9 protein-coding genes are annotated in these 14331 nt (G+C 65.0%); 5 read left to right on the top strand and 4 right to left on the bottom strand.

Features of this window, described 5'->3' with window-relative positions:
• The 4 genes from AC0Z42_RS05940 to cueR all read left to right on the top strand — a co-directional run.
• On the top strand, window positions 1-5511 hold a 5511-nt coding region (locus AC0Z42_RS05940), incomplete at its 5' end, for a YDG domain-containing protein (protein WP_485467322.1).
• A 4-nt stretch (window positions 5512-5515) separates the two neighbouring features.
• Window positions 5516-6262, top strand: coding sequence for a FecR family protein (locus AC0Z42_RS05945; protein ID WP_485467323.1), 747 nt, complete (start codon window positions 5516-5518; stop codon window positions 6260-6262).
• 72 nt (window positions 6263-6334) lie between these two features.
• The gene (locus tag AC0Z42_RS05950; RefSeq protein WP_485467324.1) at window positions 6335-8725 is read left to right on the top strand and encodes a heavy metal translocating P-type ATPase; all 2391 of its coding nucleotides are present in this window, start codon (window positions 6335-6337) and stop codon (window positions 8723-8725) included.
• 3 nt (window positions 8726-8728) lie between these two features.
• Window positions 8729-9151, top strand: a complete 423-nt coding sequence (gene cueR / locus AC0Z42_RS05955) for a Cu(I)-responsive transcriptional regulator (protein WP_485467325.1) — start codon at window positions 8729-8731, stop codon at window positions 9149-9151.
• A gap of 1 nt (window position 9152) precedes the next feature.
• On the opposite strand, the gene AC0Z42_RS05960 is transcribed toward cueR, so the two are convergent.
• Genes AC0Z42_RS05960 through AC0Z42_RS05975 form a run of 4 tightly spaced genes read right to left on the bottom strand, consistent with a single transcriptional unit; the run spans window position 9153 to window position 13317 of the window.
• Entirely contained in the window at window positions 9153-9467 is a 315-nt protein-coding gene (locus AC0Z42_RS05960) for a hypothetical protein (protein ID WP_485467326.1), read from the bottom strand.
• Window positions 9468-9476: 9 nt separating this feature from the next.
• Window positions 9477-11993, bottom strand: a complete 2517-nt coding sequence (locus AC0Z42_RS05965; protein WP_485467327.1) for a cbb3-type cytochrome c oxidase subunit I — start codon at window positions 11991-11993, stop codon at window positions 9477-9479.
• Entirely contained in the window at window positions 11990-12928 is a 939-nt protein-coding gene (gene coxB, locus AC0Z42_RS05970; RefSeq protein WP_485467328.1) for a cytochrome c oxidase subunit II, read from the bottom strand. The genes AC0Z42_RS05965 and coxB overlap by 4 nt, the downstream gene beginning before the upstream one ends.
• Entirely contained in the window at window positions 12925-13317 is a 393-nt protein-coding gene (locus tag AC0Z42_RS05975) for a c-type cytochrome (RefSeq protein ID WP_485467329.1), read from the bottom strand. The genes coxB and AC0Z42_RS05975 overlap by 4 nt, the downstream gene beginning before the upstream one ends.
• A gap of 131 nt (window positions 13318-13448) precedes the next feature.
• On the opposite strand from AC0Z42_RS05975, the gene AC0Z42_RS05980 reads away from it, so the two are divergent.
• Window positions 13449-14321: a c-type cytochrome gene (locus AC0Z42_RS05980; protein WP_485467330.1), complete on the top strand. Its 873-nt coding sequence runs from the start codon at window positions 13449-13451 to the stop codon at window positions 14319-14321.
• The last annotated feature ends 10 nt before the right edge of the window (window positions 14322-14331 follow it).

Here is a 14331-nt window from a genome sequence, read left to right on the forward strand (position 1 = left end):
ACCACCGGTGCCGCCACTGCCACGATTACGCAGCGCGAACTGGCGCTGGGCTTTGCAGCAGCCGGCAAGACTTATGACGGCAGCACCGCCGCCACTGTCGCCGTGAGTGATAACCGGATTACGGGTGATGTGCTGACGGCTGCGGCCACCGGTACGTTTGCCGACAAGAATGCGGGTAGCGGCAAGACGGTGATGGTGGCAAATGCCAGCCTGTCCGGCACGGATGCAGCGAACTATGCCATTGTGAATACTGGTGGCACCACCACCGCCGATATCGCGCAACGCGCGCTGAACCTGGGTTTTGTTGGCACCAATAAAACGTACGATGGCGGCACGGCGGCGCTGGTGACGGTGACCGATAACCGCGTGGCAGGCGACGTCTTGACGGCGACGGCCGCCGGTGCGTTTGTCGACAAGAATGCGGGTAGCGGCAAGACGGTGATGGTGGCAAATGCCAGCCTGTCCGGCACTGATGCAGCGAACTATGCCATTGTGAATACTGGTGGCACCACCACCGCCGATATCGCGCAACGCGCGCTGAACCTGGGTTTTGTTGGCGCCAATAAAACGTACGATGGCGGCACCGCGGCGGTCGTGACGGCTACCGATAACCGCGTGACGGGCGATGTGCTGACGGCAACGGCCACCGGTACGTTTGTCGACAAGAATGCGGGTAGCGGCAAGACGGTGATGGTGGCAAATGCCAGCCTGTCCGGCACGGATGCGGCGAACTATGCCATTGTGAATGCTGGTGGCACCACCACCGCCGATATCGCGCAACGCGCGCTGAACCTGGGTTTTGTTGGGACCAATAAAACGTACGATGGCGGCACGGCGGCGCTGGTGACGGTGACCGATAACCGCGTGGCAGGCGACGTCTTGACGGCTGCGGCCATCGGTGCGTTTGCCGACAAGAATGCGGGTAGCGGCAAGACGGTGACGGTGGCGAATGCCAGCCTGTCCGGCACGGATGCGGCGAACTATGCCATTGTGAATACTGGTGGCACCACCACCGCCGATATCGCGCAACGCGCGCTGAACCTGGGTTTTGTTGGCACCAATAAAACGTACGACGGTGGCACGGCGGCGCTGGTGACGGTGACCGATAACCGCGTGGCAGGCGACGTCTTGACGGCGACGGCCACCGGTACGTTTGCCGACAAGAATGCGGGTAGCGGCAAGACGGTGATGGTGGCGAATGCCAGCCTGTCCGGTACCGATGCGGCCAACTATGCGCTGGCCAATACGGGCGGCACGGCGACGGCGGCCATTACGCCACGCGTGCTGACGGCCGGCGTGAGCGGCAGCAAGGTCTACGATGGTGGCCTGAATCTGGACGGCGCCAGTTTTGTCCTGGCGAACCTGGTCGCCGGCGATTCGCTCGCTGCCAGCCTGGGCGCTGGCGGCAGCGTGAAGTTTGCCGACAAGAATGCCGGCGCCGGCAAGCTTGTCAACGCCACCGGCGTCAGCCTGGCGGGCAATGAACTGGGTAATTACACGCTGGCGTCCACCGCCAGCGGCTTGGCCGACATCACGCCACGGACCCTGACGGCCAGCGTCGGCGGCAGCAAGGTCTACGATGGCAAGCTCGGCTTGAATGGCGCCAGCTTCACGCTGGGCAATGCGGTGGCGGGCGATACGGTCAGTGCCAGCGGCAGCGTGGCGTTCACGGACAAGAATGCCGGCACCGGCAAGATCGTCAATGCGACTGGCGTGTCGCTGTCCGGTAGCGACAAGGGCAATTACACGGTGGCCGAGACCGCCACCGGCACGGCCGAGATCAGCCGCGCCAGCCTGGCACTGGCCACGGCCAGCGCGGCCAGCAAGGTTTACGACGGCACTGTGGCGGCCAGTCTCAGCGGCACGTTTGACGGTCTGATCGCCGATGACCAGGTGCAGCTGTCGAATGCGGCAGCCAGCTTTGTCGACAAGAATGTGGGAACGCGCAAGGTCGTCGGCTACAGCGTTACCGGCAGCAATCTCGCCGGCCGTGACGCGGGGAATTACATTCTCGGCGACAGCAAAGGCAGTACCAGCGCCGACATTACGGCGCGCGTGCTCAATCTGGATTTTGCCGGTGTCAACAAAACCTATGATGGCGGCACGGTCGCCTCATTGACCATCACCGATGATCGCATCGCCAACGACGTGCTGACAGCCACGGCCACCGGCACGTTTGACGGCAAGAATGCGGGTGCGGGGAAAACCGTCACGGTAAAAGATGCCAGCCTGTCCGGCGTGGATGCGGCCAACTACAAACTGGCCAATGTCGGCGCCGAGGTCAAGGCCGATATCACCCAGCGTGAATTGACATTGGGCTTTGCCGGCGTCAACAAGATTTACGACGGCGGCAAGGGCGCTGCCGTGGCGATCAGCGACGACCGTATCGCGAACGACGTGCTGACGGCGAACGCAATTGCTGCGTTTGCCGACAAAAATGCGGGCGCAAACAAGGTCGTGACGATTCAGAACGCCAGCCTGTCTGGTGCCGATGCCGCCAACTATGTATTGAACTCGACCACGGGCGCCACCAGCGCCACCATTACGCAACGTGAGTTGGCATTGGGCTTTGCGGCATCCGGCAAGACGTATGACGGCAGCACCGCCGCCATTGTCGCAGTGACCGACAACCGTGTCGCCGGCGACATGCTGACGGCAACGGCGAGCGGCACGTTTGCGGACAAGAATGCCGGCAGCAACAAAGTCGTGACGGTGCAGCACGCCAGCCTTTTCGGTACCGATGCGGCCAACTATGTGCTGAACTCAACCACCGGCGCCACCAGCGCCACCGTTACGCAGCGTGAACTGGCGCTGGGCTTTGTGGCGGCGGGCAAGACGTATGACGGCAGCACCGCCGCCATTGTCGCCGTGACCGACAACCGTGTCGCTGGCGACATGCTGACGGCAACGGCCAGCGGCGCGTTTGCTGACAAGAACGCCGGCGCCAACAAGGCCGTGACGATCCAGAACGCCAGCCTGTCCGGAGCCGACGCCAGCAACTACACCTTGGCCTCGACCACCGGCGCCACCAGCGCCACCATTACGCAACGCGCCCTGGCGCTGGGCTTCACTGCCGCCGGCAAAACCTATGATGGCAACACCGCCGCCACGGTTGGCATCACTGACAACCGTATTGCTGGCGACGTTCTGACGGCAACAGCGGCCGGTGCATTTGCCGACAAGAATGTTGGTGTGAACAAGGCCGTAACGGTTCAAAATGCCAGCCTGTCCGGTACCGACGCGGCCAACTATGTACTGGCCTCGACGACCGGCGCCACCAGCGCCACCATTACCCAGCGTGAGTTGGCATTGGGCTTTGCGGCGGCGGGCAAGACCTACGACGGCAACACCGCCGCCACAGTCGCCGTGACCGACAACCGTGTCGCCGGCGACGTGCTGACGGCAACGGCCAGCGGCGCATTTGCTGACAAGAACGCTGGCAGCAACAAAGTCGTGACGGTGCGGAACGCCAGCCTATCCGGAGCCGATGCCAGCAACTACACCTTGGCCTCGACCACCGGCGCCACCAGCGCCACCATTACGCAGCGTGAACTGGCGCTTGGCTTTGCGGCAGCGGGCAAGACCTATGACGGCAGCACCGCCGCCACGGTTGCCGTGACCGACAACCGTATTGCCGGCGATGTGCTGACGGCAACGGCCGCTGGCGTATTTGCCGACAGGAATGCAGGCAGCGGCAAGACGGTGACCGTGCAGAACGCCAGCGTGTCCGGCACTGACGCGGGCAACTACCGCCTGGCCAGCACCGGCGGTGTGAGCACGGCGACCATTGCGCAGCGGACCTTGAGCCTGGCTTACACCGGTGTCGACAAGGTGTATGACGGCGTGACCGGCGCGCAGGTGGCCATTAGCGACAACCGGATCGCTGGTGACGTGCTGAGTGCCTCGGCCAGCGCGGCTTTTGCCGACAAGAATGCAGGCAGCGGCAAGACGGTCACGGTACAGAATGCCAGCCTGTCCGGCAGCGATGCCGGTAACTACCGCCTGGCCACTAGGGCCGGCGCGACCAGCGCCAATATTGCCCGCGCCGCGTTGACCCTGGCCAGCATCAGCGCCAGCGACAAGGTATATGACGGCACACAAGTGGCCAGTGTCAGCGGCACGGTGGCGGGCGTGATCGGCCAGGATGCGGTCAGCCTGGCGGGCGGCAGCGGCACCTTTGCCGACCGTAACTTTGGCACAGGTAAAACCGTGGCGGTGGGCGGCTTCCAGCTGGCAGGCAGCGATGCCGGCAATTACGCATTGACATCGAACAGCGGCGTGGCCCAGGCCAGCATTGCGCAGCGCGCCTTGTCGACCTGGATCGGCGCGGCTGGCGGCTTGTGGAGCGACGCTGCCAACTGGGAAGGCGGCGTGGCGCCAAGCGGCGCGAATGTGCTGGCGGCCGATTTCGCGGCCAGCACCGGTAACGTGGTGTACACGGCGGCGGCCGGGGATACCGTGCTCAACAGCCTCACCTCGCGCGGCGGCCTGAACCTCACCGGCGGCAGCCTGCTGGTCAACAATGCGCTGACGGTGGCCAACTATGCGCAGACCGGCGGCTTGCTGGGCGGCCTGGGCAATATCACGGTCAACAACAGCTTCAGCCAGAGCGCCGGCGCCATCAATATCGGCGGTAACCTGGCCGTGACCCAGGCCGCCGGCGACCTGCGTTTCGCGGCATTGAGCGCCAATGCGATCAGCCTGAACGCTGCCGCAGGGGCCATCAGCCAGAGCGGCGCCGTGGTGGCCCGCAGCCTGGCCACGCAATCGCAAACCGGCACCGTGCTGAACGATGCCGGCAACCGTGTCAAGAACTTCAGCGCCGTCAACAGCGGCGCCGGCGGCATTGCGCTGACCAATACCAGTGCGCCTGACGTGCTGGTGCTGGGCGGCCTGTCGACCGGTTCCGGCGACGTGCGCATCGAAAGCACGGGCGGCATCGAGAGCCATGCGATCAATGCCAATGGCGGCAATGTGACCCTGATCGCGCATAGCCCCGTCAATGTGCAGGGTGCCATAAGCGGCAACGACGTCACCATCGACGCCAGCACGGACGTGGCCTTCGGCGACGGCGCGCGGGTCAATGCGGCGCGCGCCATCGCGGTCACGGCCGGTACCGGCGTTACCTTTGGCGGCGCGGCCACGCTCGATGTGCAGGCCACCGGCGGCATTACCGTGCTGGCGAAAAACGGCGACCTGACCGCCGCCGAGACCGTACGCATCAATAGCCGCGGCGCTCCCGTGTCGTTGCTGGCGCTGAATGGCCGGGTGACGGTGCCGGCCTCGGTGCTGGTTGCCCAGCCGGTGACGACGCCCGTGGTGCCGCCAAGCACCATCATCAGCGCCAGCAATACCTTGCCGGCGTTCAGTGAACAATACAATCCGCTCAACCAGTTCAATACGCCCAACAACGTGACCACGCCGCTGCTGGCGGACACGACATCCAAAGAATCGACGAAGAAAGCAACAGATGACCCTCAAAATGGTATCAAGAAGACCTTTTGCAACTAGGTCGATGCTGGCGGGCGCCGTGCTGTGGCTGGTGCTGATGAGCATCAGCCTGCATGCGTTCGCCCAGGTGGCCGGCACGGTGACGCAGCTGAGCGGGCCGATGATGGCGAAAAAGGCCGACGGCAAGATCAAGGTGCTGTCGCTCAAGTCCGAGGTGGAATCGGGCGATACGCTGGTGACGGAGAAAAACACCTATGCCCTGGTGAAATTCATCGACAACAGCGAAATCACCCTGAAGCCGGCCACCACGTTCGTGGTCGAGCAGTTCGCCTATCAGGCCGACCAGCCGGACGGTGACCGGGCCTCGTTCAACCTGGTCAAGGGCGGTCTGCGTTCGCTGTCGGGCTTGCTGGGCAAGCGCAACAAGGAAAAGTTTTCGCTGAAAACGCCGGTCGCCACCATCGGCATCCGCGGCACGTATTTCACTGCCGAGTATGTCGGCGCCGGTGGCTATGCGGCACCAGGCTCGTCGCTACCCAAGACGGGGGCGCCGGCAGGGCCGACCCTTGCGCCAGGGCTGTACACATCGGTGACTACCGGACAAATCGTGGTGAGCAATCCAGGCGGCACGCTCGATATCGTCGCCGGCCAGTTTGGTTACACGCCGAGCTTCAAGCAGCCGCCGGTGCTGTTGCCGACCAATCCGGGCATTCCGTTTACGCTGCCGCCGGTGTTCAATTCCATCGCGGAGCCAACCGCCGGCAACAGCACTGCCGACAAGTCGAACAATGTCGACTGCGTGGTACGCTGATTTTCGCTTGACCTTCCCATCATGGTAGGGACGATCCTGTAGACATCACCTCTTGTCTACAGGATCCGCGCCATGTCGCCAGCTGCCCCTTATTTGCAATCGTTCACGGTCGAAGGCATGACCTGCGCCTCGTGCGCCGCCCGCGTTGAAAAGGCGCTGGCGGCCGTGCCGGGCGTGACCAGCGCCAGCATCAACCTGGCCACCGATACGGCCAGGGTGGCGTCCAGCCAGAACGTTCCGCTGGCCACCTTGCAGGCGGCGGTGGACAAGGCCGGCTATGCCGTGGCCAGTACGGACATCGACCTGTCGGTGGCCGACATGACGTGCGCCTCGTGCGTGGGCCGGGTGGAAAAAGCCCTGCTGAAAGTGCCGGGCGTGATGAAAGCCAGCGTCAACCTGGCCACCGAAAGCGCGCGCGTGACGGTCAGCGGCGTCGAGGCATCCACCCTGGTGGCGGCCGTCACCGCTGCCGGCTACCAGGCCAGCGTACCGGCGCGAGCCGGTGGCGTCGCCAGTGCGCCGGCGTCATCGCATGACGGGATCAAGGTCGTCTTTGCCGGCCTGCTGGCCTTGCCGTTGATGCTGCCGATGCTGCTGGAGTGGATGGGCGTGCACTGGATGCTGCCCGGTTGGCTGCAATTCGCGCTGGCGACGCCGGTGCAGTTTTACCTGGGCGCGCGCTTCTACAAGGCGGGCTGGAAGGCGCTCAAGGCGGGCAGCGGCAATATGGATCTGCTGGTGGCGCTCGGTACCAGCGCCGCGTATGGCTTGTCGGTCTATCAATGGCTGACGGCGGGCGCGATGCTGCCGCACCTGTATTTCGAAGCGTCGGCAGTGGTCATTACGCTGGTACTGCTGGGCAAATGGCTGGAAGGGCGCGCCAAGCGCCAGACGGCTTCGGCGATCCGTGCCTTGCAAGTGCTGCGTCCGGCCTCGGCGCGCGTGCGCCGCGACGGCGTGGAGAGCGATGTGCCGGTGGAACAGGTCAGGCTGGGCGACCTGGTGGTGATACGTCCCGGCGAGCGCATCGCGGTCGACGGCGTCGTGCTCGAAGGCGACAGCGACGTCAATGAATCGCTGATCACCGGAGAGAGCCTGCCCATCGCCAAGCATGCGGGCGAGCAGGTCACGGGTGGCGCCATCAATGGCGACGGCCTGCTGCTGGTACGCACCACCGCCGTGGGCCTCGAGACCACTTTGTCGCGCATTATTCGCCTGGTGGAAGACGCGCAGGCCGCCAAGGCGCCAATCCAGCATCTGGTCGACAAGGTCAGCGCCATTTTTGTTCCCGTGGTGCTGGGCCTGGCGCTGCTGACCCTGCTGGGCTGGTGGCTCACGAATGGCGACCTGGAAAAGGCCATCATCAATGCTGTCGCCGTGCTGGTGATCGCCTGCCCATGCGCGCTGGGCCTGGCCACACCGACCGCCATCATGGCCGGCACCGGCGTGGCGGCCCGTTACGGCATCCTGATCAAGGATGCCGAAGCGCTGGAAGTGGCGCATGGCGTCACCACGGTAGTGTTCGACAAGACGGGCACCCTGACGGTGGGCAAGCCTTCCCTGGCAGCGCTGCATGCCTACGGCGTGACGGAAGAGCGCTTGCTGCAACTGGCGGCCAGCATACAGTCGGGTAGCGAACACAGCCTGGCCAAGGCGGTGCTGGAAGCGGCCAGCGCGCGCCAGCTGGCGCCGTTGACGGCCAGCGGCGTGTCGGCCTTGCCGGGCCGCGGCCTGGCGGCGCAGGTCGATGGTATGGCCTTGAAACTGGGCAGCACGCGGCTGATGCAGGAAGAGGGCGTGGACATGTCGGCCCTGGCCAGCCAGGCGCAGGCGCTGGAAGCGGCCGGCAATACGATTTCCTGGTTGTCTTCCGGCACGCAACTGCTGGGCCTGTTCGCTTTTAATGACCAGGTCAAGCCCGGCGCCCGCGAGGCGATCGCCCGGCTGCACGCGCTGGGCATCGCCACCGTCATGCTGACGGGCGACAACCAGGGCAGCGCCGAGGCGGTCGGCAAGCAGCTGGGCATCGCCACGGTGGTGGCCAAAATGCTGCCGGCCGATAAAACCGCTAGAATCATGGAGCTGAAAGCGGCCGGCGCGAAGGTCGCGATGGTGGGCGACGGCATCAACGATGCGCCCGCGCTGGCGGCGGCCGATGTCGGTATCGCCATGTCGACCGGTACCGACGTCGCCATGCAGGCGGCCGGCGTTACCCTGATGCGCGGCGATCCGGCGCTGGTGGCGGACGCCATCGACATTTCGCGCCGCAGCTACGGCAAGATACGGCAGAACCTGTTCTGGGCATTTATCTATAACCTGATCGGCATTCCGCTGGCCGCCTTCGGCTTGCTGAACCCCATGGTGGCGGGCGCTGCGATGGCATTCAGTTCGGTCAGCGTGATCGGCAATGCGCTGTTGCTGCGGCGCTGGAAGGCCGGCAATGCGCATCACAAAGAGGGATAAGCAATGAATATCGGCCAGGCGGCAAGCGAGACCGGGGTCTCGGCAAAAATGATACGTTACTACGAGAGCATTACCTTGTTGAAACCGAGCGCGCGCAGCGATGCCGGCTACCGCATCTACACGCCGCAGGACCTGCATGCGCTGCACTTCATCAAGCGCTCGCGTAACCTGGGCTTTTCGCTGGAACAGATCCGCGAACTGCTGTCGCTGTGGCAGAACGACCAGCGCGCGAGTGCCGACGTGAAAACCATTGCCCTGGCCCATGTGGCCGACCTGAACCAGCGCATCGCCGAACTGACCGACATGCGCGACACCCTCAGCCAGCTGGCCGGTTCCTGCCACGGCGACGACCAGCCTGATTGCCCGATCTTGCAGAACCTGGGCTTGCCGGCGGCGCAAGACGGCGCAAAATCATGCTGCGGTTGAGTTAGCTCAGCAGCACCATCGGCAAACAAGTCAGCGCCACGCCGACCCAGCCCAGCACGGCGCACGCAGCGCTGGCCCAGTGTTGCATGCTGATGTCGCCTCCCGCATGCAGCCGGCGCAGCGCGCGCCAGCACAGCACACTTTGCAGCGCCAGCGCCAGCAGCGAGGCGATCCCCACCGTCCATGGCAGCGAGGTGCTGGTAAAGCGCGCCTGCTCGGCGGCGACGATATAGCAGAAAAAAAAGTGCACGCCCCATACCAGCAGCGGCAGCGAGGCTTGCAGCATATGGCGAAGCAGATGGTCCTGTGCGCGCATGATCGTTCCTCAGCCCATCAGCGATGGCATCAAGTGCACCACGGCAATGCCGATGATGCCCTGCAGGGCGGTGCCGTGCCACAACAGGCTGCAGTTGTCGAGCGTCACGCGGTGCAGCGGCAGCAAGCGGCCCGCCCACGAACGGGCGCATAGAAAGCCCGCCACCAGCACCAGGATCACCACATGGAAACCCTGATAGGCCAGCAATGCCGCCACGGTGGCGGCCCAGGCGCTGGACGTCGGCGACAGGCCCGCCTGCGCCTGGCTGAACCAGGCCATGCCGAAGCCGGCCACGGTGCAGGCCAGCGCCAGCAGCACCGCCAGGCGCAGCAGCGCTTGCCGCTGCTGCAGTTGCAAGCGGCGCGCCCACAGCATTATCGCCGAACCGAGCAGCAACAGCGCGCAGGCGACCCATGGCCACATCGGCGCCGGCAGCCTGGCACCCGGCGGCGGGCAGATCTGCAGCGCCATGGCGCTATGGATATGCGCAAACGCAAACGCCGCAAAGATGCTGGCGTCGACCACCAGCATGATAATGGTGGCGCACCAGGAGTGGGACGCGGGGCCCGTGATGCCGACCGGCAGCGTTACCGTATCGGATACCTGCGCGCTGGACAGTGGCGGGGTGCTGTCCGACTGCCACATCCAGGCAATGACCGCCACGATGGCGGCAATCCCGCAGGCCCACGCCAGCAGGGTCTGTTCTATCGTCAGCAGCAAAAAGAAGCCGGCCGTGCCCAGCGCGCCAACCAGCGGCCAGGCGCTGTCGCCAGGCAATATCTGCAGGTACAAAGGACGGGCCTGGATCGGGCTGGTGATGATGGTTTCGCGCAGTCCCGTGACGGTGCCGGGCAGCCAGTGCCGGCCGGCCACCACTTCTTCGGGCAGGTTCGGCTGATCCCACAGCGGGTGGCGCGAGCCGATATCGGGAATGCTGCGCACGGCGTAGTCTTCCATCGGCAACCACTCCAGGGTGGCGGCGCGCCACGGGTTGCCGTGCTCCTGTTTGGGCTTGCGCAGGGTGCGCACCAGGTCGACAAAGAACAGCACGATGCCCAGCGCCAGGATCAGGGCGCCGATGCTCGACGCCAGGTTCAGATTGTTCCAGCCCATGTCGGCCGGATAGGTATACACGCGGCGCGGCATGCCCCACAAGCCCGTCAGGTGCATCGGGAAAAACGCCAGGTTGAAGCCGCCAAACATCAGCCCGAAGACCCAGCGCGCGCAGCGCTCCGACAAGCGGTGGCCGTTGACCAGCGGCAGCCAGTAATAAAAGCCGGCAAACATCGGGAACACCATGCCGCCGATCAGCACATAGTGCAAATGCGCGACGATGAAATACGTGTCGTGCGCCTGCCAGTCGAACGGCAGCACGGCCACCATCACGCCCGTCAGGCCGCCCAGCACAAAGATGAACATGAACCCCAGCAAAAACAGCGTCGGTGCGCTGGCGGGCGTGGCCTGGCCGCGCCACAAGGTGGCGATCCAGGCAAACACCTGCACAGCAGTCGGGATCGCCACGGCCATGCTGGCGGCCGACACCAGGCTCATTTCCAGCACGCCCAGGCCGGCGGTAAACATATGGTGGGCCCATAGCGCAAAGCTGAAAAAGCCCACTGCCAGCAAGGCCGCCACGATCGAGCGGTGACCGACCAGTGCCGTGCCGGCCAGGGTCGGTATCATGGTCGAGACCATGCCGGCGGCCGGCAGGAAGATGATGTAGACCTCCGGGTGGCCGAAGAACCAGAACAGATGCTGCCACAGCAGTGGGTCGCCACCGCGCTCGACGATAAAAAAGGGCCAGTCAAACGCGCGTTCCATTTCCAGCAGGGTGGTGCCGGCGATCACGGCCGGAAAGGCAAACACGATCATCACCCCGACCACCAGCATGGCCCAGGCGTAGACCGGCATTTTCGACAGGCTCATGCCCGGCGCACGCGTGTACAGAATGCCGACGATCAATTCGATGGCGCCGGCAATTGCCGAGATCTCGATAAAGCCGATGCCCAGCAGCCAGAAATCGGCATTCAGACCCGGCGAATATTCCTTGCCCGTCAGTGGTGGATACATGAACCAGCCGCCATCGGGCGCCAGGCCCCAGAACAGGCTGGTGAAAAAGCCCAGTCCCCCCACCGCATAGGCCCAGAAGGCATATGCCGACAGGCGGGGGAATGGCAGATCGCGCGCGCCCAGCATGCCGGGCAGCAGATACACGGCAATCGCCTCGACTACCGGTATGGCGAACAGGAACATCATCACCGTGCCATGCATGGTGAAGATCTGGTTATAGGTGCCGGGCGACAAAAAATCATTTTCCGGCACCGCCAGCTGCAGCCGTATCAACAGGCCCAGGATGCCGGCCAGCACGAAAAACAGCAGCGCCGTACCGATATACAGCAGGCCGATATTGTTGTTGTTGACGGTGGTAAAGAAGCGCCAGCCGGTCGGCGTGCGCCAGATTTTTTCCAGCTGCTCCAGTTCGCCGGGCGGGCGCGGCAGCGAGCTTGGCAATGTGGTCGGTGTCATTGCAGCTGCTCCAGATAAGCGGTGATGGCGGCCAGGGCAGGGCCGTCGAGGTCGCTGGAGGCCGGCATGCGCACGCCCGGTTTGCTGGCATGCGGATCGGCGATCCAGCCGGCCATGGCGCCGCGGCTGTTGCGCAAGGTGCCGGCCGCCAGGTACAGGCGGCTGCCGACATGCGTCAGATCAGGCCCCAGTCTGGCATCGTCGGCCACCCCGCGCACCGCATGGCAGGCAACGCAGCGCTGGGCAACAAAGGCGTCGCGGCCGCGCAGGGCCAGCGCGCCGGTAGGGGTGATAGCGGGCCTGGCCTGATTGGCCAGCCAGGCGGTGAACTCTTGAGGCGTCTGCACCACCACATGCAGCGCCATGCGCGCATGCTGTTCGCCGCAGTATTCGGCGCACTGGCCACGATAGATGCCGGGCTGGTCGGCGCGCACCGTCATGCCGTGCAGGCGTCCTGGCAGCATGTCGACCTTGCCGGCCAGCGCCGGCACCCAGAAGCTGTGGATCACATCGTCACTGGTGAGGCCCAGGTAGACGCTTTGCCCGGCCGGCAGGCGGATTTCGTTGGCCAGCACGATGTCGCGTCCGCTGGCAGGGTCGGTATAGCGCACTTCCCACCACCACATCTTGGCGGTGACCGCGATCTTGACCGCATGCTGCGACGAGGGGCGGGTCAGCTGGGCGCTGCGCAGGGTGCTCCAGGCCAGTAGCGCAGAAAGCAGCACCAGCGGCAACAGCACGCCGCCGCCGACCAGCCAGCGCAGCGGGCGCACCGGCGCGCCTGGCTTTTTTCGCCGCAGGGCAAGCGCCAGCAGCACCATCATGCCCAGCAGGATTACCGTGGCGCCGGTGATCAGCAGCCACGACAGGTTGTGGATGATGGCCGCGTCGGGGCCGGCCGGATGCAGTGCGGATTGCCAGAAATTTGCGCTCATGGCAGTCCATACAGATAAGCCGCCATGTCGCGCGCCTGTTCCGGCGACACGCCCATGGCCGGCATCACGCTGCCTGGCTGCAGGGCTTGCGGATCGACGATCCAGCGCACCAGGGTTTCGGGGTGGTTCGGAAACTGGCCGGCGATATAGCTTTGCCGGCCCAGGTAGGCCAGGCTGGGGCCGACGTAGCTGCGCGCGGCCGGCACGCCGGGGATCTGGTGGCAGGTGCCGCACTGGAATTGCGCCAGCAATCGCTGGCCCCGTTCGGCGTTGCCGATGGTAGCGGGCGAGGCGGGCGGCGGGGGGCTGTGTGCGCTGTCGCAGGCGCTCAGCAACAGCGAGAGCGCGCAGCCGAGCAGGCGCGGGCCCCGGCTTGAGGCCAGGGACAAGGAGATCCGACAGTGGGGAATGAGCTTGCGCACGATTGCTTCCTGCTGAAATCTGATCAATCTTTATAATACGACAAAGACATTATTTGATTGTTTTCAATAGAATCGCCCCGTGCCATGGAGCCGTCCTGATGACAACACGCCGCGCCACCATCGTTCGCACTGTTGCCGCCACCTTGCTGGTGTGCGGCGTCCTTGGCGCATTGGGCGGCGTGTTTGTGCTGAAAAGCGGCTGGTACAACATCGGCGCCACCAGGCAGCACTGGCAACCGGTCTACACCTTGCTGGAGCAGGGCATGCACGAATCGGTGCGCCATCATGCGCGCGAGGTGGTGACGCCTGAAGCGCTGGCGGGCGGGGCCGCCAGGGCGCAACTGGTGGCCGGCGCCGGGCTGTACCGCCAGCATTGCGCGCAGTGCCATGGCGCACCGGGCGTGGCGCAGGAGGCCATCGGCAAGAGCATGCAGCCGATACCGGGGCCGCTGGTGGAGGCGGCCAGGCGCTGGCACGCAAACGAGCTGTACTGGATCACGCGGCACGGCATCAAGATGAGCGGCATGCCGGCCTGGGGCCATCAACTGGACGAGGAACAGTTGTGGGCGGTGGTGGCCTTTCTGCGCCAGTTGCCGACCGTCTCGACGCAGGAGTATGCGCAGCTGGCCAAGGCACCGGCGCCGCTGAACGACAAGCCGCAAACGACGCACAACCGTGTGCCGGGCAAGGCAAGCAGCATTGAGCGCGGCAAGGTGGCGCTGACGCAGTTTGCCTGCCAGGCCTGCCACATGATCCCCGGCATTCCGGGCTCCACTGTGCATGTCGGCCCGCCGCTAGACAAGCTGGCGCAGCGGCGCTACCTGGCTGGCCGCTTGCCCAATACCGAAGCGCACCTGCAGCAATGGATACGCGATCCGCAAGCCATCAAGCCGCTCACGGCCATGCCCGACCTGGGCGTGGGGGCCGACGATGCGCGCGACATGGCAGCGTATCTGCTGAGCCTGGATTAGCGCGGCGGGC

Source organism: Janthinobacterium sp. 1L-D-8-B-C4, from assembly GCF_057291295.1.